21 protein-coding genes are annotated in these 25,472 nt (G+C 36.3%); 4 read left to right on the top strand and 17 right to left on the bottom strand.

Annotation, left to right across the window (positions count from 1 at the left end):
* Positions 1-39: 39 nt before the first annotated feature.
* The 5 genes from PQ460_RS11275 to PQ460_RS11255 form a co-directional block, all read right to left on the bottom strand.
* Entirely contained in the window at positions 40-615 is a 576-nt protein-coding gene (locus PQ460_RS11275; RefSeq protein WP_274172745.1) for a GNAT family N-acetyltransferase, read from the bottom strand.
* A gap of 76 nt (positions 616-691) precedes the next feature.
* On the bottom strand, positions 692-988 hold the full coding sequence (locus tag PQ460_RS11270; RefSeq protein WP_274172744.1) for an MbcA/ParS/Xre antitoxin family protein: 297 nt from the start codon (positions 986-988) through the stop codon (positions 692-694).
* Positions 989-1,445: 457 nt separating this feature from the next.
* Positions 1,446-6,188, bottom strand: coding sequence for a fibronectin type III domain-containing protein (locus tag PQ460_RS11265; protein WP_274172743.1), 4,743 nt, complete (start codon positions 6,186-6,188; stop codon positions 1,446-1,448).
* A 143-nt stretch (positions 6,189-6,331) separates the two neighbouring features.
* Positions 6,332-7,105 carry an SDR family NAD(P)-dependent oxidoreductase gene (locus PQ460_RS11260; protein WP_274172742.1) on the bottom strand — a complete coding sequence of 258 codons (774 nt, stop codon included), beginning with the start codon at positions 7,103-7,105 and terminating at the stop codon, positions 6,332-6,334.
* A 42-nt stretch (positions 7,106-7,147) separates the two neighbouring features.
* A complete protein-coding gene (locus tag PQ460_RS11255) occupies positions 7,148-7,645 on the bottom strand; it encodes a GNAT family N-acetyltransferase (RefSeq protein WP_273612586.1) in 498 nt (165 codons plus the stop codon).
* A 167-nt stretch (positions 7,646-7,812) separates the two neighbouring features.
* Between PQ460_RS11255 and xerS the strand changes: the two genes are divergently transcribed.
* Complete coding sequence (gene xerS / locus PQ460_RS11250; protein ID WP_274172741.1) at positions 7,813-8,895, top strand: tyrosine recombinase XerS; 1,083 nt, start codon at positions 7,813-7,815, stop codon at positions 8,893-8,895.
* 280 nt (positions 8,896-9,175) lie between these two features.
* On the opposite strand, the gene PQ460_RS11245 is transcribed toward xerS, so the two are convergent.
* From PQ460_RS11245 to PQ460_RS11195, 11 genes are all read right to left on the bottom strand, one after another.
* Positions 9,176-9,718, bottom strand: a complete 543-nt coding sequence (locus tag PQ460_RS11245; RefSeq protein ID WP_273612588.1) for an NADPH-dependent FMN reductase — start codon at positions 9,716-9,718, stop codon at positions 9,176-9,178.
* Positions 9,715-10,278 (bottom strand): molybdopterin-guanine dinucleotide biosynthesis protein B, encoded by a 564-nt coding sequence (gene mobB / locus PQ460_RS11240; RefSeq protein ID WP_274172740.1) that lies wholly within the window; start codon positions 10,276-10,278, stop codon positions 9,715-9,717. Before mobB ends, PQ460_RS11245 begins: the two co-directional genes overlap by 4 nt.
* A 4-nt stretch (positions 10,279-10,282) precedes the next feature.
* Complete coding sequence (locus PQ460_RS11235; RefSeq protein WP_274172739.1) at positions 10,283-11,590, bottom strand: molybdopterin molybdotransferase MoeA; 1,308 nt, start codon at positions 11,588-11,590, stop codon at positions 10,283-10,285.
* A 565-nt stretch (positions 11,591-12,155) separates the two neighbouring features.
* Positions 12,156-12,917, bottom strand: coding sequence for a DUF4247 domain-containing protein (locus PQ460_RS11230; protein WP_273612591.1), 762 nt, complete (start codon positions 12,915-12,917; stop codon positions 12,156-12,158).
* Positions 12,918-12,929: 12 nt separating this feature from the next.
* Positions 12,930-13,436: a DUF4178 domain-containing protein gene (locus PQ460_RS11225; RefSeq protein WP_273612592.1), complete on the bottom strand. Its 507-nt coding sequence runs from the start codon at positions 13,434-13,436 to the stop codon at positions 12,930-12,932.
* A gap of 24 nt (positions 13,437-13,460) precedes the next feature.
* Complete coding sequence (locus tag PQ460_RS11220) at positions 13,461-13,865, bottom strand: DUF350 domain-containing protein (RefSeq protein ID WP_273612593.1); 405 nt, start codon at positions 13,863-13,865, stop codon at positions 13,461-13,463.
* A 205-nt stretch (positions 13,866-14,070) separates the two neighbouring features.
* On the bottom strand, positions 14,071-14,742 hold the full coding sequence (locus PQ460_RS11215) for a PspA/IM30 family protein (protein WP_069328148.1): 672 nt from the start codon (positions 14,740-14,742) through the stop codon (positions 14,071-14,073).
* 370 nt (positions 14,743-15,112) lie between these two features.
* Complete coding sequence (locus PQ460_RS11210) at positions 15,113-16,783, bottom strand: copper amine oxidase N-terminal domain-containing protein (protein ID WP_274172738.1); 1,671 nt, start codon at positions 16,781-16,783, stop codon at positions 15,113-15,115.
* 362 nt (positions 16,784-17,145) lie between these two features.
* A complete protein-coding gene (locus PQ460_RS11205) occupies positions 17,146-18,174 on the bottom strand; it encodes an NADH:flavin oxidoreductase/NADH oxidase (RefSeq protein WP_274172737.1) in 1,029 nt (342 codons plus the stop codon).
* A 293-nt stretch (positions 18,175-18,467) separates the two neighbouring features.
* Positions 18,468-19,190 carry an amino acid ABC transporter ATP-binding protein gene (locus PQ460_RS11200; RefSeq protein WP_137221604.1) on the bottom strand — a complete coding sequence of 241 codons (723 nt, stop codon included), beginning with the start codon at positions 19,188-19,190 and terminating at the stop codon, positions 18,468-18,470.
* On the bottom strand, positions 19,177-20,664 hold the full coding sequence (locus PQ460_RS11195; protein ID WP_397381791.1) for an ABC transporter substrate-binding protein/permease: 1,488 nt from the start codon (positions 20,662-20,664) through the stop codon (positions 19,177-19,179). The genes PQ460_RS11200 and PQ460_RS11195 overlap by 14 nt, the downstream gene beginning before the upstream one ends.
* A gap of 235 nt (positions 20,665-20,899) precedes the next feature.
* On the opposite strand from PQ460_RS11195, the gene PQ460_RS11190 reads away from it, so the two are divergent.
* Positions 20,900-22,072 (top strand): M20 family metallopeptidase, encoded by a 1,173-nt coding sequence (locus PQ460_RS11190; RefSeq protein WP_274172916.1) that lies wholly within the window; start codon positions 20,900-20,902, stop codon positions 22,070-22,072.
* A 178-nt stretch (positions 22,073-22,250) separates the two neighbouring features.
* Positions 22,251-23,357 carry a glycine-rich domain-containing protein gene (locus tag PQ460_RS11185; protein WP_274172736.1) on the top strand — a complete coding sequence of 369 codons (1,107 nt, stop codon included), beginning with the start codon at positions 22,251-22,253 and terminating at the stop codon, positions 23,355-23,357.
* Between the two features lie 687 nt (positions 23,358-24,044).
* Here the strand turns inward: PQ460_RS11185 and PQ460_RS11180 are convergent.
* Positions 24,045-24,305: a hypothetical protein gene (locus PQ460_RS11180; protein ID WP_274172735.1), complete on the bottom strand. Its 261-nt coding sequence runs from the start codon at positions 24,303-24,305 to the stop codon at positions 24,045-24,047.
* A 289-nt stretch (positions 24,306-24,594) separates the two neighbouring features.
* On the opposite strand from PQ460_RS11180, the gene PQ460_RS11175 reads away from it, so the two are divergent.
* Positions 24,595-24,906: a hypothetical protein gene (locus tag PQ460_RS11175; RefSeq protein ID WP_274172734.1), complete on the top strand. Its 312-nt coding sequence runs from the start codon at positions 24,595-24,597 to the stop codon at positions 24,904-24,906.
* Positions 24,907-25,472: the final 566 nt, after the last annotated feature.

The following is a 25,472-nucleotide window of genomic DNA, read 5'->3' as shown; positions in this document are numbered from 1 at the left end:
CTCTATTGTCAAAGTGTAGTCATTATGTAGATTTGGATTTTAATATTCAATTCCGCGTACTTTTGCAAAAATCATAGTGCTAACCCATTGACCATCATTCATTTTATGATTTCGCAAAATTCCTTCCAATGTAAAACCTGTACGTATAGCAACTTGAGAACTACTGGTATTACGATCATCGCAACGAATTTCAATACGATTAGCTTGTAAATGATCTATAGCAAATTGAGCAATTCCGGTTACTGCTTCTGTCATATAACCTTTACCTGTACAGCTAGTTCTCAACCAGTATCCAATTTCAAATTTTCGCGCATCCCAATCGATCTGATGCAATCCACTACTCCCAATAAAATCACCTGTATGTTTATCTGTGATATAGAGAATCATATCTGTACGAGCCAAAAAATTCAAACGATGTTGTCGTGCATTGCTCTCCGATTCTTCTAATGTTGGTAGCATTTTGGCAAAAGGTAACCATGGTTTTAGCTCAGCGATACTCTCATGGATGGCTTCATTAACCTGTATCCCATTTCCCCATTGAGGTGCACGAATACATAAGCGTTCTGTCTCAAAGCTTTCAGGAAAATCTATTAAAATGGGTGAAATAGATGTCATCGCTATTCTCCTTTAAAGTCATTGATGTTTATAGTTGTCTCAACTAGTCCTTTACTGTATTAAGTATTCTTTTTAACTAATTAGGCATGCGCATGATAGCTGCTCTAAGTGCATTCGTGCCTTGTTCAGTTTGCAAATAAGACAGCGGTGTTTTGTGGTCTAACGCTGGGATAGTCCGTTCAATCCATTGGAATGTATATTCACCTAACTTAGCAAGCAGTACGATTTGAATATCTTTTGGAATAGTAGTCTGGCTCATTTTTGTTTTTAATACAGGATCAATAGGATCATATAACTCTTGATGAATATCGACGAATTTTTGCCAACTGTCTTTATTGTATTCTTCACCATAAATATCGTATATATCAGACATATCTGTTCTCCTTATAAAGTAAAATGTATAACATACCAAAATACACTAAGCATGTATACTTAGTGTATTAAGAATGATAGTTAATAACAAGTTCTTTAAAATCCAAATACAGACATTCCACCATCTATCATAATCGTTTATCCTATAATATACCCTGCCGCTTCCGAAGCTAAAAAGACCATTTTGTTTATCAACATCATATCAATATACTCAGCAAAATATAATCATTACTATTAAAACTATTAAAGAAAACACATTTTTTCTTTTCTCAATTTCAATTCCATATTTTCAAACTGCTACTGCTTAACCTTTTATAAACAGTATCAATTTATTAGAAAATGCTTTGTTTGATTTCTCTTTAATTCCTGACCTATTATCTATATAGATAATAGGTCGCTATACTACTAATTTTAATAATATACTTTATTTCAAATCTGAATATTTGCTGAATTAGTAATTACCTATTTGCGATCATTCGATATAACAACATGGCCGCTTCTGCACGAGTTAGATTATTTTTAGGCTGAAAAGAATGATTGGGATAACCTAAAATAATCCCTTTTTGATATCCTTTTTGTATAGAACCTGTAGCCCATTTTGAGATATAAGCAGCATCACTAAATTCAAATTGGTCTACATCAATAGAGTCTTCGATATTGCCTATTACAGCATTAACAATCATCTTAGAAGCTTGTTCTCGATTAACAGTTAGCGTAGGTGCAAACACCTTTTTACTAAATCCTTTGACATAATTATAATGAATAGCTTCTTTTAATTCTGGAATATACCATGCGCTCCAATCAATATCATCAAATACTATTTTTTTAGTTGTATTGATTGAAGACGTTTCTTTGTTAATATATTTTTGTCCTCTGACAATTAAAGCCATAAATTCAGCGCGAGTCACTTCTCTTTCAGGTTCAAAATGAGTTTTACTAACTCCTTCTATTATTCCCATCTGATGTAATTCCTGAATTTGAGATTTACTAAATATAGAATCAATATCTTCAAATTCTTGATCATTATTTGTTGATAAATAATCATTTTTCTCAGGAACTGCAACTATTTCATCAAGAAGATCGGTTTGTTGAAGTTCTTTTTCATTTGTACTCTCAATAATCTTCTTATTTTTTTCTTTTTCTTTTTTAGTTCGAATAGTTATTGAAATAGGTGTTGATGCTTGTTTTTTACTATTTTCTGACCAAATTTTAAAAACATACGATTGATCTGCTTTCAATGTATCTTGTGTAAATGTATCTGTTAATCCTCGAAATACTATTTTATTATTGAGTTCAATAACTAAATGTTCTTTGACTAAAAAATGTTCTATTTTTAGAGTAACAGTTGATCTAGTAGCATCTGAATCAATAACTTTAAACTGATTAGAAGGAAGTGTTTCAAAAGAAAGAACATCTAAGTTTTTGCCTTTGCCAGCAGTATTTAGAGGCACAATATACCAACCTTCATATGAAGTTGCTGAAGATAATTTATCAAGATGGGCAGTATTCTGAGCTGTTTCATATACTAAATGATCAGTATTATCATATAACTGATATTGGTCTGCGCCCTTAATGATATTCCATTTTAGATCAACAGAATCAACAGTAATATTAGAAATTCGAACTTTATTTGTATCTTGTGTAGTGCTTTCTGGTAAAGTACGATAAGTAAATTTATTCAATGAACTTGTTCCATTTTGGTTAGTTGCTGATATATAGAAATTATAAATTTCACCAGCGTTTAAATTCGTTATTACAGCTTGCTCTTCAGCAGTAGTTTTAATTTCTTTTTTATTCTCATCATAAATTGTATACGTATCCACATTATCAAGTTGATTCCAATGGAACGATAGACTTTGATCGGTTACATCAGTTAGTTTTACATCACTAGGAGCAGAAGGGCTAGTTAATAATGTTCCTATTAATGGTTGTGTCCAGCCTGCTGAATTGCCTGATGTAATAGAATAATTATAATAAGTAGATCCTGTTAAAGACGGAATCTGAAAATCGCCCTCTGGAATGATATATTCTTTTCCATCAATTTCGAGTCGATATTTAGTTGCTCCTTCAATCGGCTTTATTTCGATCACTGCATTACTTTCTGTTATGTCTTTAATAATTACACTCTCATTAAACATACTCTCAGGAAGAGTGGTTATTAATATTTCTTTAGAAGAACCATATCCGCTTGTATTATAGGGTGTAATCGTAGCACGGTATGTGAATCCAGGCTCTAGCCCTTTAACCTCAAAGTTAGTTAAATCATCTGAGATATTGTATTCTCCCACATTTTCTATCACAATACGATAACCAGTTGCTCCTCTTACGGCTTGCCAGTTTAAAGCGACTGAATGTGAATGAGCATCAACTTGTTCTAGTCTGCCTACAACTGAAGGCAGCGTCCAAATATTACTCAAATACGAAAAGTTACTCCAACCTGTTGTATTTCCAGCTGCAATAGCATAATTAAAAGCACTTCCCGAACTTAAGCCACTATCTATAAACCGTTGATAAGGACCTTGATAAATATACGTCTCGCTTCTTTTTAAAGAATAATATGTATCTTCTTGAACCGATGACGTAGTATAGGTAGATTTAGCTACTGTATTCCAATCAAGTAAAATACTATTCTCTGTCATTTGTAAAAATCTAAAACCTGTAGGTGCACTAGGTAGAGATAGATAAGATACATGATAAGGAAGTCCATTACCAGATGGATTGATAGCTGTTACAACTATAGTATAGAAAGTATACGGTTTTAATCCAGAGATTTGCTGATATACATTTCCTGTAACTGTAGTATGCACATCTACTTGTTGATTATTTGCATTAATAGCTTGAATCTGGTAAGCAGAAGCAGATTGTACTGGCGATATAGTCAATAGTGCTTTGTCATAATCTCTTTCTAGTCTTTCTACTAAAACATGAGTAGGAGCTTCAGGTAAAGTATACCCACTTATCGATTTACTTTTTTCACTCGATCCTACATGATTTTGTACTTGAATAGTATAGTGGTATATTTCTCCACCTTTTAAGTCTTTATCAATAATAGAGTTTTCTGGATATTCTACTTGAAAAGTTTTTCCAGTTTCTTGATTACGAATATAATAAGTATATCCGTCTGTAATAGAAGCACCAGTTGATAATTCCCAATTCAGTTGAATTTCTTCTGAAGAAATCCCTTTTAATTTTAAATTAGGTATTTCTGGTTGTCTCTGTAACTGATATTTTTTGGATGTAAATAATTGTTTATTACCCGCTTGATCTACTGCCATCGCGTGCAAATACCATTCTCCCTCTTCAGTAATTGTTAGAGGTTGTTGATCTTTTTCAGCGATATTCCAATTTTCCGGATTATCTTCTGTTTGAGTGAGTTTATAATATAGTTTATTTTTGTCCAAACCTGAATCTAAATCCTGATATGAAATAAGAATAGTAATAGGCTGATCTGTCCATGCAGATCCATTTACATCCATTTGGATTTGTGGTTTGACTTGATCGATATGTTGAACTTCGATTGATTGTAAATGATCATTACCTGCTTTGTCTGTAACTTTAAACGTATATTGGCCATTCGTATGTACAGTATACTCTGCATCTGTATTATGTACTCTTGTACCATCAGGTAAAGTAATAAAATCAATTCCAGATTCTTTATCACTTGTTGTAATTTTAAATGTAAGTTCTTGTTGAGGTACATCTGAATACAATATATCGATAGTGGGCTGTTGTGTATCAATTGTAGAAATAATAATATTCTGTTCTGTTACGTTCCCTGCAATATCAATAGCTTTAAACAAATAAGTACCATTCTTTTTGATTATCGTTTCTGCTTGATTAGATCGTATGATTGATCCATCAGGCAGTACAATTTCTTTTACACCTGTGTCATTATCTTCTGCAGAGATTTGAATAGTAATAGATTTAGCATACGATTTAGAATAAGTAATGTTTATAGTAGGTGGAGTTTCATCTAAATTTGAAATGTTTTTGGTTTGTGTTGTTGTTAAACCCATTTGATCAGTTGCTATAAATGTATATTTCCCATTGATTTTAGTATCAAACGTAACAATATCTGAATTAACTATAGATCCATTAGGTAAAGTAATACTTTTGATTCCAGAAGATGCATCAGTGGCTTTTGCAGTCAAGCGTAATGTAGATGAATCTATTTTTTGTTCCGTAATTGTTAGATCAGGCTGAATGCGATCAATTTTGATAGTACGCTCTACTTCTTGGCTAATATTTCCTACATTATCTATCGTTCTAGCATGAATAATAGTTATTCCTTCATTAGAAATAGTTGCACCATTTCCGTTTTGCCATGATGTAGAAGTCGCTCCAGATAAATAATATTCTGTTCGATTTACTCCTGATTGTGAATCGGTACCAGATCTAATATCTATATTCACATTGTTTGAATACCACTGATCTCCACCTCCATTTAAAATAGGTAATGTTGGAGGAGTATTATCTACAAAGCTAGTAACTGTAACGTGTTCACTCTGTAATCCATTCATATCTACTGCATAGGTTTCAATTGTATGTTGTCCATCAGGAGCTAAAAAAGGATTTTTATATTCAATGTATTCTTTATTATCTATTCGATACATATATCTTGCGATACCTCTAGCATCGTTACTTCCATCTATATTAATTAAAGCTGAAGTTGTCCAAGTAGAAGGTATACCATTAATAACAGGCTTTGTTGGAGCAGTTATATCTTCATAAAAAACTTCATACTTTAGCTCACTATCTCCAGTTTTTGCTGATCCGTTTAAATCTACCATCATAGTTATTGCCTCATAAGCTTTATTAACTCCAGTATCAGGGATTGGCACATCTATGTATCCATTATAAGCTCCTGTTACTTTTGTATCAAAAAAAATAATGCTATCCAGTTTAGCATAGATACGATTACCAGATACAGGTGCACCAGAAGGCAATCGATAATGAAGTCGAATCATATAATCCTTACTTCCATCGTATATTTTTTGTTTAAAACCTGTTGAGAATCCATAATGTTCAATTTTATGAGTAGTTGTTTTATAAGTTTGCGAACCCGAATCTATTACTACTGAAGCAGCTTGTACCTCATTTATTAATATGCCTCTATAAGGAAATAGTAATGTAGTAATAGTAAATACAAAAAGTAACAATAAAACTCTTATTTTCATAATATAATCCACTTCTTTCTTCAATTATCTGGTATAACGACAAAAAGCACCCCGCAAAAAGACTACTGTCTTTTATGCGAGGTGCTTCCTCGTTAGCTATTCATTTAGATACAGTATACAATGATTAGAAAAAGTAGTAAACCCTAAAATAATTTTATTCCCTATTATCAAAATCCAAATACAGACATTCCACCATCTACCATAATCGTTTGTCCTGTAATATACCCTGCCGCTTCCGAAGCTAAAAAGACTACAGGCCCTACGACTTCTTCTAGATTACCTACACGTTTCATAGGAGTGCGATCCAGAATGTCTTGCATGTACTGTTCATCTGCTAAGATGGTCTCGGTAAGAGGAGTACGGAAATACCAGGGGCCTACACCATTGACTTGGATGCCGTATTGTGCCCATTCCATAGCTAGAATTTTGGTCATATGGATGAGACCTGCTTTGGTTGCGCCATAGACTACACCTGTACGCAAAGCAGTATGCCCACCCACAGAAGCAATATTAATAATTTTGCCTCCACCATGTTCTTTCATTAAATGTGCAGCTATTTGTGAAGCGATTAGCGCTGAATGTAAATTTGTTTCTACAATTGTATGCCATTCACTGTCAGTGACATCCAGCGCTTTGGAACGAATATTCATCCCTGCATTATTAACTAGAATATCCGGTGCGCCAAAAGCCAATTCAAACCGATCAAAAGCAGCTTGCATTTGCTCGCGATCTGTTACATCAGCAGTGATACAGATCGCTTTGCGACTGCTATGCTTTTCAATTAATTGTTTGGTCACTTCTAGATCTGATCCTGTTCTAGCGATCAATCCTACATCTGCTCCAGCTTGAGCAAGTCCAACAGCCAGCGCTTGTCCGATGCCTTTGCCTGCTCCGGTTACGATAGCTTTTTTATCAGATAACGAAAAGGATGGTAAATACATAATGCTTCTTCCTCTCTATGCTGTGATTAGGTGTAGATGATATTATTCAGCTTGTTGTGTATCAAAATACTGACTGGGATTGCCATAGTGTGGATGAACCACTTCCCGATACTGCTCTTTTGTATACTCTCCAATCACCTGACGCCAAAATAGCTGTGCCGGACGATTAGTCTGGACTTGGGTTACTTTCCATGTGCCTGCATATCGTGAGAACAATTGATGAGCAGCCCACTTACCGACTCCTGTACGCCTGTATTTTTTTAACACAAAAAATTCGGTCATATAATAATCTGCTTCTAAAGGATCTTTCAACCGATCGACCAGAGCGAAGCCAGCAATATACGAATCGACATAAATTAAAAATGGAAACTTTTTACCAGGTTGGCTCCAATATTGATTTAACCCTGGATATTCGGGAAAGCGACCTTTCTCATCAAGATCAATACTCAAATAATATGTAAAATCATAAAGATACAATTGCATCATTTCCCGGATTACACGTCTGCGACTACGTGGCACTTGCTCAAGCTTTAATCTCATGATGAACCTCCATCACCGAAGTCAGGTCGTTTAGCGTTGCACATGTACGTTTTTCTTTTCCTTTTACTATATACTTTTCTCTCTAAAAGAAGCAAATCATTTCCAATTCACGAAACAGATGATCTGCTCCTATTTGTGCTACAATCGGGTAAGAGGTGAATATCAACATGAGTGTACAAAAAATAGCAGATCGCTTGAAATTAGACGAAAAATTGCCTTCTATGCCATGGTTTGTAGAGCAATTTATCAATTATAAATTACCTGATCTTTCTCCATCTACATTGCTGGAGTACATACGAGATTACGAGTCTTTTTTCGGTTGGATGATTGTAGAAGGATTATCTACAGCCGCTGATTACAAACAAATTCAATTACTAGAATTGGAAACGTTGCGGATGGAAGATGTTACGAATTATCGTCTTCATTTAACAACTCGAACCGAAGGCACCAATACGCGTGTAACTGTATCTCGTAAATTATCTTCTCTCCGCTCGCTATTTCATTATTTGAGCCAGATTGCTGAAGATGATGATTTTTATCCTTTGCTCAGACGTAATATTATGGCAAAAGTTGAAGTGAAACGAATGCACAAACCCAAAGATACTGCCGCCAAATTAAAAGGTAAGATTTTGGAAGATGAAGAACTGCTGGAATTTGTCGGTTATATTCTGGAAGGATATCGTGAAGATATTGCCACTAACAAACAAGCACTATATTCATATGAACTTAATCGTGAGCGGGATGCTTGTATTACGAGTTTGATTTTGAACTCAGGCTTGCGTGTATCAGAAGTGGTCAACCTTAACTTAATCGATCTTGATCTCAATCAGAAATTAATGTATGTATCGCGTAAAGGGAACAACGACGAGACTTTTAAAACGCCTATCTATTTTCGTGAGCAAGCTAAAGACGAGATCCAAACCTATCTACAATTGCGTGAGACTCGTTATCGCACACCGAAAAAAGAAACGGCCTTATTTGTCGCCCGTCCCAATGGACAGTCTTCTGGCAAACGAATGACCAAGCGGGCGATTCAAGCGATGATTATGAAATATGCTAAAAGCTTTGGCAAACCTTATCTTACGGTACACAAATTACGTCATTCGTTTGCAACCGATTATTATTTACAAAACGATATTTATAAAACAAAAGAACAGTTAGGTCATGCTTCTACCGAAACAACAGAAATTTATGCGCATCTTACCGATAAAACGATGTCTGAAGCGATCGAAAAAAGAACAGATTTGTAGTGTTCAGATTGTAACCATACGATCATCCTTATCACACTGTATAACAATCTTATAAATTAGCAACAATTAATATCTATAGCAAAATCCCCTTACTATGTCAGCGAATACTCACTATAGGAGTAAGTTCCATGCTGTTAGTAAGGGGATTTGGTTATTTCAATAGTTGTTGAATACAATACTTATACTTGTGTATCCAAACAGCAAACTTAATATTGCTTTACGATCTATTTCGTTCTGTATAAGTATACGGTCAAAATAGTACAACTATACTAAAGTCTGCTTACGCAGACGCACTACTTAATTTGGATGCTAGCTCAATAAAGTTTTCAACTGCTTTGCGAATACGCAGTTCTGTTCCTTCATCAATCGGTTCTCCGTTTTCATTAAATTCACGCTGTGATCCACCAATCGAGATCCATTCCGGACAGTTAATCCCATGTACATTACGAACAATAGTCTGTAAATGTAACAAAGAAGCTGTACCGATCAATCCACCTGCTGAGTTCGCAGATAACACAGCTTTATTATTAAAATAATCGCTACCCAAGAAATCTAATGCATTTTTGAGTACGCCTGAAATCGAACCATGATATTCTGGTGTTGCTAATACAAGAGCATCCGCAGACTTCGCAGCTTGTGCAAGCTTCTGTACTTCTTCATGTCCATACGCTTCACCTGGTCCGTATAACGGCAATTGATGTTCGTACAAATTAAATACTTCTGCTTCATGTCCATGCTCTTGAAGCAGACGGGCAATATACTGGCTAAGTAAAGTAGTTGATGCGTCCGGACGATTACTGCCGGCGATAAGTGTGATTTTCATTTCTGATGTTCCCCCTGAGCTTCAATGTAATTTTCCAATTCATAGATTATCGTTATAATACCATCTTTTTTAGCATCTATAAAAGTGATTTCTTTCAAATTTGAAGATATAAATGAATCATACCGATTGTAAACCCATTTCACATGCGATAATTCAGCAGGTAAAGAAATGCCTTCTTGATCGGCAACAATCACAATTTTGGGATAATGAGCTTGTTTGAATCCTTCTACTAGAATCAAGTCATATCCTACAGCAAATCTAGCGATTAATTGTTCTAATGATGAAGGTTGTTGCTCTATGATTGCTGTTCGTGTAGCTGAACTGATCGCTATCGCTGCTGCGCCTAATTGTGTATGAGCATACGTATCTGTACCTGCATGATCCATGTCAAATTCATGAGCATCATGTTTGATAACAGCAATTCTTTTTCCTTGCGTAGACCAGTGTTGCAACAGTGCTCCGATCAATGTGGTTTTGCCTGAATTTTTGTAACCTACAATTTGAATAACTATTGGCAAACGTACAGAATGATCATTAGATGAGGACATAGTATCTGTCATAATATCAACGACTCAGACGTAATACAGATACCGTCGTTCCTGCTGGCAGTACTTCGCTCGTAGGTGGAATGACGATTAAGCAATCACTATCTTTGATCGTGACCATTACACTTGATTCATCTAAACTAGCCGGATAAGCAACAATCTTACCTTCTTCTACAGCTATAGTTCCACGTACATAACGGGTAAAGCTATTGATTTTATGATAATCGTGCCCTAATGTTGCTGTCCATTCTGGTAAATAATCTTGCTTAGAGTTCATCATTTGACGAATCGTTGGACGTACCAGTAATTCGCAACCCACAAAACAAGCGCCTGGATTACCCGATAAGGCAAATAATAACTTGCCGTCTTTGACTGCACCCGTAGTGACACTACCCGGACGCATAGATATTTTGTTAAATAACATCTCTACTTCATCACTACGTACCAGATCACCCATAACATCATAATCGCCTACAGACACACCACCACTTGAGATCACAATATCGTAAGAAGATAAAGCATGTAACATTGTAGTGCGTGCCAGTTCCAGATCATCCATAATAGCACCTAGTACATGTGGCTCTCCGCCTGCTGCTTTGACTTGTTCAGCTAACATGTATGAATTACTATTGCGAATTTTGCCGGGTTCAATAGGTTCTTCTACAGATAATAATTCTGTACCTGTTGAAAAAATAGCGACTTGCGGACGGCGATACACTTCAACTTCATGCACACCAAATGTAGCTAATACCGAAATTTCTCCTGCGCTAATCTGTGCACCTTTGGTTAATAAAATATCTCCTGCTTGGATTTCAAGTCCAATTGGCGTAATATTACGTCCTTGCTCCACCGAGCGCTTAAAGCCTACCCACTCTTGTCCTTCTGCTTGTCTAGTCTCTGTCATTTCTAACATCACTACTGTGTCTGCTTCGTCTGGAACCATCGCTCCAGTCATAATACGTGCGGCTGTGCCTTGTATCAATTGCACCGATGGTGTCTGTCCGCAAGGAATATTATCAATCACTTGTAACCAGATGAGATGTTCACTTGAAGCTTGAGCAATATCACTAGCAATCACTGCATACCCATCCATCCCTGAACGTCGAAAGTGCGGATATGGATGAGGGGCTTGTACATCTTCCGCCAAGAATCGCCCGCCTGCTGTATAAATTGATACTTTTTCTGTATCGATTATACGTACATAATTAGCAATCTTTTGTTGTGCAGTTGCTGGAGTAATAGGCTTACGGTTAAATTTAGCTGGATTATGGTCAACAGGATTTGAACTTTCCTGTTTATCGAATAACGATGATTGTGGTTCCTTCATATCGATGCTCCTCCTGTATGTAGCTATTTGGCATGTATATACTTTTCTATTCTTTTCTTTTATAGACTAACATCAAAGATCATGCAAGTTTTGTTGTTCATTTAAAAGCAGATCAATAAAGCTATTATGTATATTCACTCCACATTATTTATTGAATCATTTATAGTAGATATTTATTTTATATAGAAATCCTTTGATACGAGAATTTGGTTTGGCATTTAAGGTTTATAGGGTTGGGGTTGAGATCTTTTTTTGATTTATTATTGTGAATTTTTCATATAATGATATTTCATTATATTATTCCGTATAAAAAATAAGTCATTTAATACTATCAAATCATATACCCCTACTATAATAATCTTTATTTAGATTTACCTGTATATTTACCTAGTTGAAGATTAAAGATAGTTTACCTACAATAGCATAGCTATACAGTCATTCAATAAAGTCAAAAAAACCGTACCCCATAATATGGATACGGTCTTTTAGCAGATAAAATATACAATAATATAAAAGGTGGAGCTTGTATCGATCATCCTACTTCTACAATTATACGTTTGACAGGCTACCTTCGACCTCGCTTGCGTATTTTGCCTGATCCTGAGCTAGTCTTCGGTTTACTGCTACGTGAAGGAGAAAAGAATCCGCCACCGGACGAATCTGAGCGGCTGCCTCGATTGATTGTTCCACTTGATCCATTGGAAGAAGAGGAACCACGATTGAAAATACTACCGCTATCTTTAGAACGCTTTGAACTAGAAGATGTGCCACGCTTGAAGATAGAACCTGATTTGTTCACTGTTAAAGGTGGAGCTTGTTTGATATCTTGAGCGGTTGGTTTTTTGTATTGGATCGTGGGCTTATAGGTGTTGTACGTTGTATATCCACGATAACTGCCACCATAATGATATCCACCGAATGAATTAAATAAATTACTGATAATACTCGCTGTAAGATACCCTTGTAAAAAGCTAGAGTCATAATTTCGAGCAACATATTTGTCCGAATCGACTTCTATCAAAGTATCTTCTTTTTTCTCAGGGTCTTGTTGAACTTGAATCAATTCATTATCATAGACCAAAAACATCCGCTCAGGATCTTGTACACTCATCTCTTGCGGTGTGCGTTGATCCGATAATTGCTCTGCAACTACAGGAACGGTCTGTCCTGCTGCCCGGTATACGTATGAAGTCGAATCGCCATCTCTACTTACTGATTCCAGTGGATAATTGACTTCAACTTTGGAATTACCACACCCTGATAATAATGAAGTTAATAAGGCAAGCATTATTGCGATTTTGAGCAACCATGATGCACGTTGTTTCATTCTTCTTCGCTCCTAACTAGCACGGATAACATGAACGTCTCCGTTAAGTACGAATTCTCCTTCATACAAAGTAAAACGTCCAGCTTGCCATTCGACACGAAGTAATTTACGATCATCTGATTGATATTGCCATACCGATTGATCTCCACTTTGTAATGCTGGTGTTCTGCCTGTAGATATCACTGTTCCTTCATATTGTTCTTCTAAGTAATAATCAGTATCATCCATTTCAATATGGCTAGGTACTTGACTTGAATCTTCAAGACCGCCATCAATTGGATAATACAGAGCATAGCGTACCGTTTCTCGCTCTTCAATATGCAGATAAGCAATCGCATTGCCATCTTGTATCGTGAGAACCACTGCATTACGAGCGCGGTTACGAACGCTTCCTTTAACTTCATATGTAACCAATGATACTTCACAAATATCCCCAACACTCAAGTCCATCGGGCTTTTTTCAACTTTAGCCGGTTCTGGCTTTGATACGAGGTTTGTAAGTCTTTTCCACAATCCCATCGTCACTCTTCCTTTCGTGATCTTTTATAATGAAGCTGAAATAATCAATGCACCTACAATTTGCAATGCTCCGCCAAGTAAACCGTAACCGATTTGACCTTGCTTGGTGCCTTCATCTAGATCAAGACCCATCATTTGTTTCAATAAGAAGCGTACGATTAATTCTAAGATTAATAAGATTACAAATGATACCACAGACACAAGAACAGCTTCGCCAAGACTCCATGATGTACCGATCGCTACCGATAAGATATACCCTTGAGCAAATAACTTCATAACCAAACGAGTTGCGACTGCATTATTTCCTGCTTTAATTTCTGCAATATCTTTGTACTTGGTAAATAAGGAATCGACATACATCAAAACAAATAAAAGTACTGCTCCTACTGCTGTCCATACCGCGATTGACCCTAAAATGTTCCAACTCATACTAGACATCCTCCACATATTCAACATTGTAAAACTATTTGTAGCGTATTAAAGCATGTACTATTTTCGGCATATCAATTAACATCATCAACCAATCACGTTTCATCAAAAATCCATACAAAAAGCGAAGGAGAACAAGCTGTATCGTTCCGACCTTCGCTTTGTAATAAGATATAAGAATAGCCTAATTTATATTGGGATGAAATTAAGATTTGTTTTCGTATTGTTTCATCAATGCTGCTAATTCATCTTCAACAGCTTTGTCTTTACCGAGCGATGCGAACTCATCATCTAGTGATTTGTTCTGACCATTCACTTCTTCACTCGCTTGTGCTTGAGCTTCCATTTGTAGCATTTTTTCTTCCATACGTTTCAAGCCAGATGTTGCAGAATCAGAGCTAAATTCGCTCATCGCATGATTGATTTCTTTTTGCGCTTTGGCTGCTTGATAACGAGCGATTAATGTATCGCGTTTGTTTTTCATTTCAGTCAATTGCTTACGCATTTCATTTAATTTGGCACGAAGATTATCAGCAGAAGCTTTGTTTTGCTCATAGTTCGCTTTGAACTCATCACGTTTGGCTTCAGCATTTTTCTTTTCTTCTAGTGCACGACGAGCCAGATCAATATTTTGCGCTTGAGCAGCCATATGTGCTTGCTCTTCACGTTTTTTGACCAATGCTTCTTGCTCTTCGTACGATTGTTTGAAACGTTTCTCAATAGCGATCTGTGATGCAACAGCCTTCTCTGCATCTTCAAGGTCAGCAGACATATCACGAATATATTGATCTGTCATTTTAATAGGATCTTCTGCCTTCTCAATCAAAGCAAACACATTGGATAAAGTTAAATCACGTAATCTTTTGAAAATAGACATAAATAATTACCTCCAATTTAATAATTGATCACTATTGTCGTGTCAATGATAGATCATAATACGAAGCATGATATTTAACGTTTCAATAATTTGTAATTTGACCGCTATTCATCGTTCTATATTCTGACTATATGACTGCATATAAACACCAATAGGTTCCTTATACTACCTATTTTACGGGATTATGGGTCTTTCGTCTATATCACCCTGCTCATTGCAATCTATACATATAAAATTAAACATATTTGAAACTAAAAAAACACTCTCGGTCCATAAGACCAAGAGTGTTTTTATCTATATAGGCGTCAATCACACCGAGATGGGTTGGCTATGGGCATAACCGAATATCTCATTAGTAGTGAACGCTATCTTACATCGATTTTGTTAACGTAATTGAACCATCTGCTTTGTTCCATTTTACGTCCCAACCTAATAATTCAGTAATCGAACGTAAAGGTACTAGTGTTCTACCATCGCTATTCACCATAGCATTTGCACTTAACATTTTAGTAGTTCCATTTACATCTACTTTTTTATTATTAATCCAGAATTTCATTGTATCGCTACCTGCCATTACTGTTACTTGACCGGCAGATTTATTCCAGCTTACTTTAGCACCGATTCCTTCACCCAGGTAACGAAGTGGGATATACGTTGTGCCATTTTTAACAACTGGAGCTGTATCCATCATCGTTGTTTTGTCACCAATTTTGAGCTGTTTGCTATTCAACTTCATCCATACCATCATCATTGAATCATTCGATGTTGTAGGAGCTGTAGTTGTTGGTTGTGTTGGTGTTTGAGTGGTTGGCGCTGTAGGCATAGGTGTTGTTGCTGCTGTTTTAAATTTATCTGGATATTGCGTTACGATCGCACCACCCAATGCTTTACCAATACCGAACATCGTTTTGTATCCTTCACGATCTGCTGTATATGCACCTGCATAGTTTTTAGCTGCATATTGATCGATCACAGATTGCACTTGATCTTCATGTGTACGTAATGCTGCTAATGCTGCATCTGCTGGCAAGTTGTTTGCTGTAGCTGTACCTAAAAATGTAGAGAATTCTTTGGTGAAGTCAGTAATACGATCTTTGACAGCTTGTAAAGAAGTTTGGTTATTTGATTTGAGTGCATCTACATAATCGCTTTGTGCTTTGATATGATTGGTCACCCAAATTTTTTCAAATTGGTTAGCACCTTCTGCACCATAGATTGATGAAATAGCTGCTTTAAAGTCTGCTGTATTGCCTGCTTCAGCTGCGATTAATGCATCAGAATCAGGTTCGCCGTTATATTGTTTTTGCATTTGCAATACAGATAATGCAAAGTGTTCTGCTGCTAGATGATTAAGTGCTGAACGTAAATCTGCTGCTGGTGTGTCGACAGAAGTGTTATCGAATTTAGAAGGGAATTGAGTTACAATCGCACCTGATAACGCTTTACTTACGGTAAACATCGTTTCCAAACCTTCACGATATTCGGTGTAAGCACCTGTATAATCACCAGCTACATATTTTTCAAATACATCTTGTACTTGATCTTCATGGAGACGTAGAGCATTTTCAGCGGTTTGTTCAGGTAATTTACCGCCTGTTGCTGTAGATAAGAATTTGGCAAATTCATCTACAAATCCTTGTACTTTCGCTTCTGCGGCTTTGATTGCATCTTCATTTTTCATTTTAGTCGCTTTTACCAATTCATCAGTGTATTGATTATGAGCGCGGAAGATTCTTTCGAATTCCGCTGCGCCTTCTTTACCATACAAAGACTCAATAGCAGGTTGCATATCTAATGCATTTTTATCCAATGCGTCTAACGCTTGTGCAGCATCAGGAGCACCTTCATATGCTTTGGTCATCGCTACAACAGCTAGCGCAAAATGTTCAGATAATAGATAATCAAGATCCGAACGAAGGTCTGCTGCTTTGGTGCTGACAGTTGGCATTGATGCTGAAGTCGCATCTGCGGCAAAAGCACCTGTAGTGGGAACTAACAAAGATAAGCTAAGTACCGGCACTATTAATTTTTTCATTTTCATCATCAAAACTCCTTTATGTGTTTGTTTTAGTTTTTGTTGTCGTCCTTACACAGATGAACGGAAGAGATTCATTTTTGGATCACTTTGTTATTTTAATTTTTAGAAATGCATTTCAAAAATAGAGCATTTCACGAATCGAATGTCAGCCTATGTACGATGCATTCCACTACTATTTTTGAGCAAAAAAAGAGCCTGTATCCCTTGATGTACAAAGGGTACAGGCTTTTTAAAATGATGACTTATAATTCGTTATTCTTTTTCTACATAACCGTTATCTAGCGTCAAAAAATTTATTATTATTGTTCAAAAAATACAATGACATGGTAATCAATATTTTGGTAAATATACATATTTAAGTATAATTATCTATGATATCCACGTGCATATTGTACCGGAACTTCTGCTTCTAATTGAAGTTCTTTGGCAGCATGAGTTGCCCAGTATGGATCACGTAACATAGCTCGACCTACTGCTACAAGATCAGCTTGATCGTTTTCGATCACTTTTTCAGCAACTTCATACTCATCCAAAAGACCTACCGCAATCACAGGCATATTTAACGCTTTTTTGATATGAGTTGCTAATTCTACTTGATATCCCGGACCTACTTGCATACCACCTGAACCAACAGGGCCTTCACCACCAGAAGAAATATGCATCATATCTACTCCTGCTTCTTGGTAACGACGGCAAACGTCAGTAATATAATCGATACCGTATCCACCATCAACGTATTCACGTGCAGATACACGCATAATTACAGCCATCTCAGCAGGAACAACTTCACGAATGGCTTCTACTACACGTACACCAAACAATGCAAGATCTTGACCATATTCGTCTTGACGTTGATTGACAAGTGGAGAATGGAATTGATGAATCAAATAACCATGAGCTCCATGCACTTCTACAGTATCAAATCCAGCTTCTACAGCACGACGTGCACCTTGACGATACGCTTCGATCAGTTCTTCAACTTCTGCTGTTGTCAGTTCATGAGGTGTTTTGTAACCATCTCCATCATAACGAACAGCCGAAGGTGCCACCGGCGGATTAGCATCTTCTGCTTTGCGTCCAGCATGACCTAATTGAATACCGATCTTCGCTCCATATTGATGTACTCCATCAACAATTTTGCGATAAGCAGGAATAAAAGAATCGTCCCAGATTCCTGTATCGTTGTCTGTAATTCGTCCGTCTGGATGTACAGCAGTCATTTCAACAATAATAAGTCCTGTACCGCCTACAGCGCGGCTAATATAGTGAACGTTATGCCAATCATTTGGCATACCGTCTTTAGTATCTACAGAATATTGACACATCGGGGGCATAACTACCCGATTTTTAAGCTCTAAATTTTTGAATGTGTATGGTGTAAATAGATTGGTCATTATTTTCCCTCCAACAGTATATGATGATCTGTATTATGCCAAATTTATCGTAATAAATAATAACATACTTATTATTATATACTAAAATGAACACAACAAAACATCGCAAAAGACATATTAGCTATTTTCACTAAATCTTCATAAAGTTGTCCCAACAAATAATTGATATCATCATTACGAGAAGCTTCTGTATTTCTTATTTCTATGCTGAACAGAAAAAAGAGCTGATAAATATATCAGCTCTTTTTCGTATGCTTATTTTCACCTTATTTATTAGGTTACAGTTGATTGATTTATAATACTTTGCTCAAGAAGTCTTGGGTACGTGGATGGCTTGGAGCCCCGAATACTTCTTCCGGTGTACCTTGCTCTACAATTTGCCCTGCATCCATAAAAATAATACGGTCGCCCACTTCACGCGCAAAGTTCATTTCATGGGTAACTATGACCATCGTCATGCCTTCATGAGCAAGCTTCTGCATTACTTCTAGCACTTCACCAACCATCTCAGGATCCAGTGCTGATGTAGGTTCATCGAACAACATCACATGCGGTTGCATCGCCAGTGCACGTGCAATCGCAATACGTTGCTTTTGTCCACCAGATAACTGACTTGGGTAAGCATTGTATTTATCTGCTAACCCTACCGTGTGTAACAGATCTTCTGCGATTTTATTAGCCGCATTGGTATTCATTTTTTTCACTTTGATCGGTGCGATCGTTAGATTTTGTAATACCGTTTTGTGTGGAAAAAGGTTAAAGTGCTGGAACACCATTCCCATTTTTTTACGAGTATTATCAATATCATGCTTACGCGCTGTAATTAATTCATTTTCAAAATGAATCTCGCCTGCGGTCGGTTGCTCTAACAAGTTGAGACAGCGTAAAAATGTACTTTTACCCGATCCACTCGGTCCAATAATAACAACCACTTCACCTTGAGCGATATCCATATCGATGCCAGTTAATACTTCATTTTTGCCATATGACTTTTTAAGACCTTTAACGTTGATCACTTGCACTCAACCTCCGTTCTACAATACCTAGTAGTTTGGACAATATAAATGTCATAACAAAGTAAATCGCTGCCGCAATAATCAACGGGCTCAATGCAGAATACGTAATACTACGAACTGCTTGTGCCTGGAACATCAAGTCAGCTACTCCGATAAAGGAAACGATTGATGATTCTTTGATAATGACGACAAATTCATTACCGATCGCTGGCAATACACTTTTGATCGCTTGTGGAATAATGATATGACGCATTGTTGCACCATAAGACATACCTAGTGAACGTGCTGCTTCTGTCTGTCCACGATCCACGCCTTGAATACCTGCACGGAAAATTTCAGCTAGATAAGCCGAACTATTAATAGATAATGTGATAATACCAGATTCTAAGACGGTAAAGTTAATATTAAATGCTTGCGCGATACCGTAGTGAATAATCAACAATTGAACAAGCATCGGTGTACCACGCAAAATCTCAATATAGGTCATCGCTAACCAGCGGAATACAGAGATTTGTGATAAACGTAACAATGATACAATCAATCCAATAATAAATCCGAACAATACACCCATAGCCGATAAGAACAATGTGTATTGAATACCTTGCCAGTAGTAACTGCGGTAATCCCAGAAAATTTGGAAAATATTCGGCTTCGGTTTATCTTTGATTTGCTCTGCTGTTTCACCATCAGTTTCACCTGAATTAAGCTTGAAAGCTGCTTCTACGAATTTATCAATTTCATCATTAGCTTTGAGTTCTGCTAATGTTTTGTTAATTTGACCTAGTAATTCAGTATTTCCTTTTTGTACAGCAATCGCCATTGGTGTATCGCTGTCTGGAATTTGAATATCGGTGATTGCAAGATCAGGATGATTAAGCACCTGACCTTCTGCTACAGGGCCTTCCATCACTGCTGCATCTACACGATTCGATTCCAACTGCAACATAATATCAGATACTTTATCAACTGGAGATAACTTAGCTCCTTGAATACCTTCTGCGATATCTTGTTGAATTGAACCTCTTTGTACACCGATCGCAGCCCCTTTCAGGCTATCCATCGTTTTATATTTTGTTTTGTCTTCTGCACGAGTTACAATCACTTGACGAGAAATATAATACGTATCTGAGAAATCTACATTTTGACGACGTTCGTCTGTAGGTGTCATCCCTGAAATAATCATATCAATCCGGCCGCTATCTAGCGCGGGTAACAAACTGTCAAACGCAATATCTTGAATTTGCAGTTCTGCTCCCATATCAGCAGCGACTCGCTTAGCGATCTCAATATCTGATCCTACAATCTCATCTTTGCCATTTATATTTTTACGAAATTCATAAGGTGCAAAATCTGCACTTAAACCTACAACTACTTTTTTACCTGTGTCTTGTGCAGCCGATGCTATCGGTGCTACTGCTAAAAATACAATTAGCACACTAAAGCAAACCGCAAATAACGATTTACATACTTTCAATTTTTTATCCCCTTCCATATTATACACGTAGACTTGACCAGTCTACCGGATCGAAGTAAGTTGACCTACAATCATATCCATTACAGAAACCTTATTAAAAAGTCTAACCGGGTTATTATAAATGAATATGTATGATTATTCAATCATTTTATCGTAAGTTTAGTTCCACTTTATGATATACTACTTTGGTCGAAACATTATATGATAACTTCTAAAGGAGACGATACTATTGTCTATTACATCCAACCTCAAATCACAAATAGCAACAACGATTGACCAACATGCTGAACGTTTCAAAGCAGTTTCTACATATATAGGAGATAATCCTGAACTAGGTAATGAAGAGTTCAAAGCATCTGCCAGATTAAAAGAAGAATTGCTATTCCATAACTTTACTATTGAAGCTCCTGTATTAGGGATCGAGACTGCATTTATTGCTACTTACACTGCTCAAAAGTCAGGACCTGTTGTCGCATTGTTATGCGAATATGATGCGTTACCTGAAATTGGACACGCTTGCGGTCATCATCTCATCTGTATGATGAGTGTTAGTGCAGCAGTAGGATTAAAAGCTGTAGTTGATGAGTACGGTGGCACGATTCGAGTCTATGGTACACCAGCAGAAGAAACACGTGGTGCTAAAGTGCCGATGGCAGAAGCTGGCTTGTTCGATGATTGTGATTTTGCGATGATGGCACATCCTTATTATGCCTATGAAGAATCAGGTATTTCTTTAGCGATGGATGCTTTGCAATTTGAATACTTTGGCAAATCTGCTCACGCCGCAGCTAGCCCGCAACACGGTATCAATGCACTAGATAGTGTTTTGCAATTGTTTAATGGAATCAATGCTCTTCGTCAACAGACACGAAGTGATACGCGGATTCATGGCATTATTAATCAAGGCGGAGTAGCTGCTAATATTATACCGGACTACGCTTCTGCTCAATTTTATATTCGTTCTGCTAGTCGTGAATATACCAATGAACTTGTAGAAAAAGTAAAACGTATTGCTGAAGGATCTGCTTTGCAAACAGGATGTACTTTAAAAGTGTCGAATTATGAATATTCGTATGATGAATTAATTACCAATACTACGTTATCCGAGGTATTTACTAATAATCTGGTCTCACATGGAGTAGCACGCTCTGATATTCATAGTGGCAAAGACGCTGGGTCACTTGATCTGGGAAATGTATCCACACACTGCCCTGCGATTCATCCTTATATTCAAGTCACTACAGAAAAGCATGAATTGCACAGTATTGGATTTCGTGATCGCGCCCAGCTACCTGAAGCATTAGATGCGATGATATTTGGAGGTAAGATTTTGGCAGAAACAGCGTATGATGTGATAAGCCAACCTGAACTATTACAACAGATTAAGCAAGAATTTGCAGCACGTTAAGATGTAATCATTTCCAGTCGGACTCTAACATTCTAATTAGCTATTATTTTATTCATTTAGCGATAATACTAGGTATCTGTCTGCTTAACTGTAATGCAAAAATGATTTTCGTATAGAGATCGTTTTCTACAAAATAACTTTATAATCGGCTGATTGTAAAAGACAGGAGTGGTTGTAAATGTCATTTGATCTTTTATTATTAATAGCTTTTATTATTGTGTTTATTGTTATGTTCCGTAGAATCGCTCGTAGACATCAAGGCGATTCCTGGTCAATCAAAGCGAATCAGCGCTTTTTCCGGTCTGCTGTTGCGGCACCGACATCGATTGTGCCTGCTGGTCATCCTTGTGTACCGTTAGTTCTTAGATTAGAAAATGCTTTGCCTGCTGATTATGCTCATCAATTAAGACAGCGTGTGATGACAGAACATCCCGATATGACAGAGGAAGAATGGAATTGGCGCTGGGTCGAAATGCGTCGCTACTTTTTGATCTGTGCGCTTTTCAATCAAATGCCGATGTTCAGCAGTAAAGTCGATGATATCTGGCATGAAATGTTGATGTTTACGCGTGAGTATCAGCAGTTCTGTGATCGTTTTTTTGGATATATGTTGCATCATTCTCCACATGGACAATCAGTATCACAGCCGGATCAACGGGCTTTATTTGACTGGGCGTACTCGCAACTGTTCCCAATTACTCGTCCTAACTCTAGATTGTGGAATGGATTTTTCAATTATCCGTTGGCACTTTCAACGATGAATAACTTATATTCTTTTAATGAGTATCGTATCGATCATAGTCTGTTTAACCGTCATACATTTAACCATATTCCTGAAGCCAAAACAGCCATTTTATATTTGAGCAAACAATTTCAGGATCACAATAAACAAGCATTGCAAAAAACACCACCGGCGCGGTATAACAAACAAAGTAAACATCATACCTACGATAACGGAAATTATACTTCGCCAAGTGATAATTATGGTCTGGGTCTGTCCGGTTGTGCTGCTGTATATTATTCGCAAAATGATGTACAACACTTCTGTCCGGCAGTTAATCAGTATTTGCCAGCAGATGTGCAGACGTTGCAATCGTATAATGCTAGTTCTTCTTGTGGTACAGGCTATATGTCTACAGACTCTGGTTCAGGACGATCAGGGCATCACAGTCATGGAAGCGATTCTTATGATTCTTCTCACAGTCATAGCGGAAACGATTCAAGCAGTAGTTCTTGCAGTAGTGATAGTTCTTGCAGTAGTTGTGGCGGTGGCGGAGGAGATTAAGTGCATTGATCTTGGGTATGAGCCGTACGTTGCATACAGACTGGGTCTGTATCTTTATTTGTGAGAGCGCTTTATAAAACATTTGTAGAAAATAAAAAATAAACAGATGATATGGTGGAGGATTATTGTATGGCTCGTTCTTTTTTTTCACGCTTGGAAGGCAACAGCCGCGGCTGTCTTGCCTTTGAACCTTTTTTTCTGATTCCATTTAGTATCGAATATCATAAGCCATCAAATTCCGCATAAACTCTAGTAAAATCGCAATTTTTTAAATTAGATTTTGTATATTTTATCATTGAATATCTAGCGCTGTCGGCACGAAATCGGCACGCGATTAGAGTAAATTTAATCCTATCTCTTTATATATTGCATTCTATTACTAGGATAGATTTGCTATAATTTATATTTTTTTATACTGATAAAGCCGTCTATTGTTCTATTAATAGAATTAACTCAACAAAACTTCAAAATAAAAAAAAGAAATTAACCAACTTACTAGTAATAAAAAGTAAGAAACAAAAAAGTCTGTTTCATAATAGAAGAGCTTTTAATATTCAATAAAGTACTTACAACTTTTACGAATTATTAAGACTCAGCTATTACAGATGTTATGACACTTCACAATGAGATTAATACGTACATTCAATTAAAGAAATAAAAACAACCCTTCCATTATGGAAGGGTCTCTTAATGTTCAGTAAAGTATTTAGAACCATCTTCTACTATAGGTTTATTAGTATCTGGTTGTTTAAGCATAAGAATAGATAATGGATCAGATCCATCCCATTGAATATATTCGTCTTCTACAAGTTGAATTAAGCTCGATTGTATTTGATCCCTAGATTTACCAGTACTACGTTGTAAAAATGCAAGGTTAGGTATCTGACGATGTTGAGCAAAGTGATTGTAGATGATTCTAAATAGTTTTCTTTCTGAATCTTGTAACATAGTGAATCCCCCTCCACTATGTATTATATACGAACTTGAGTTCTATTATATATTTAAGTTCAGATAAACACACTTAGGAAGGAGTGTATATTTTGAACAAAAAACTAAGTCACGAGACAACAGCAACTAAATATTTAAGAGAACAATATAAAGTAGGAAATTATTTCAATTTAAGATTTGGAGCAATTTCAAAAATCAAAACGTTCTCTTAAAAACAGAGTTAATACAAAAAGAAAGTTTTGAGAATCTTGGTAGTATATATTCTGAAACTGAAGAAAAATACGAATTTATGAAACAATTGGGTTTAATCATTACTGTAATAATATTTTTAATAACGACTTTATTTGGAACTCTTACATTCTATTTACAACAATCTATGAGGAATATTGATTGGACTCATGAAACAATAATTCTTGAACTAAAAGCTAAAGCTGATCTATTTGACAGCTCGGAATGGTTAAATGAACCTACTGATCTTTATAAAGCTGAATATGAACTTTATAACGAAAATTTATTGCAACAAGTAGCATCATTTAATGATCAATTAACTGTAGTTTACAAAATGTATTATAGATTAACTTTAACTATTTCAATTTTTTAGCAATATTATTTAGTTTAGTATAGCCTAAATATACATGGCTATGTAGCATACATTTTTACGTAAAAGAAGCATATAAACAAAAAGAAAAACTACATGACCAAAGATTAAAACTTCGTAAAGAAAGGCTTTCCCTTATGAAGTAGACTGTTATTTATTATATATAACAAATCAATATAAATACTTATCGTTATTTTTCTTTGAAGTATATATTGTATTTATGTTACATATATACTTTAAAAGCAAATAATCAGTCTCCCCAAAAATTTATTGCTTCAAACAAAAATTATAAGAAATATTTATCGTATATAGCAAATCTAGCTTAAAAAAACATACGTTCTCTATTAATACATACTTATACACTTATAATAGATTCAGGAGGGAGGTGATATCATGCTCTCTTTTTTGAATGAGATTATCCAATTAGTGATAGGAATAATTACTCTTATTACTGTTTGGAAAGCTCATAAGCTGAAAAAGACTCCAAAGCGGTTGGAGCGCTTTAGAGTCAAAAAGTAAACAGCAGAGCTGGCAATTTAATTGCCAGTTCTACATAAACAATTGTACAA

It is taken from the genome of Paenibacillus sp. KACC 21273 (assembly GCF_028736095.1).
GTDB lineage: Bacteria > Bacillota > Bacilli > Paenibacillales > Paenibacillaceae > Saccharibacillus > Saccharibacillus kyungheensis.
Note: the sequence above shows the minus strand (reverse complement) of the source record. Positions and strands in the feature narration are given on the sequence as shown.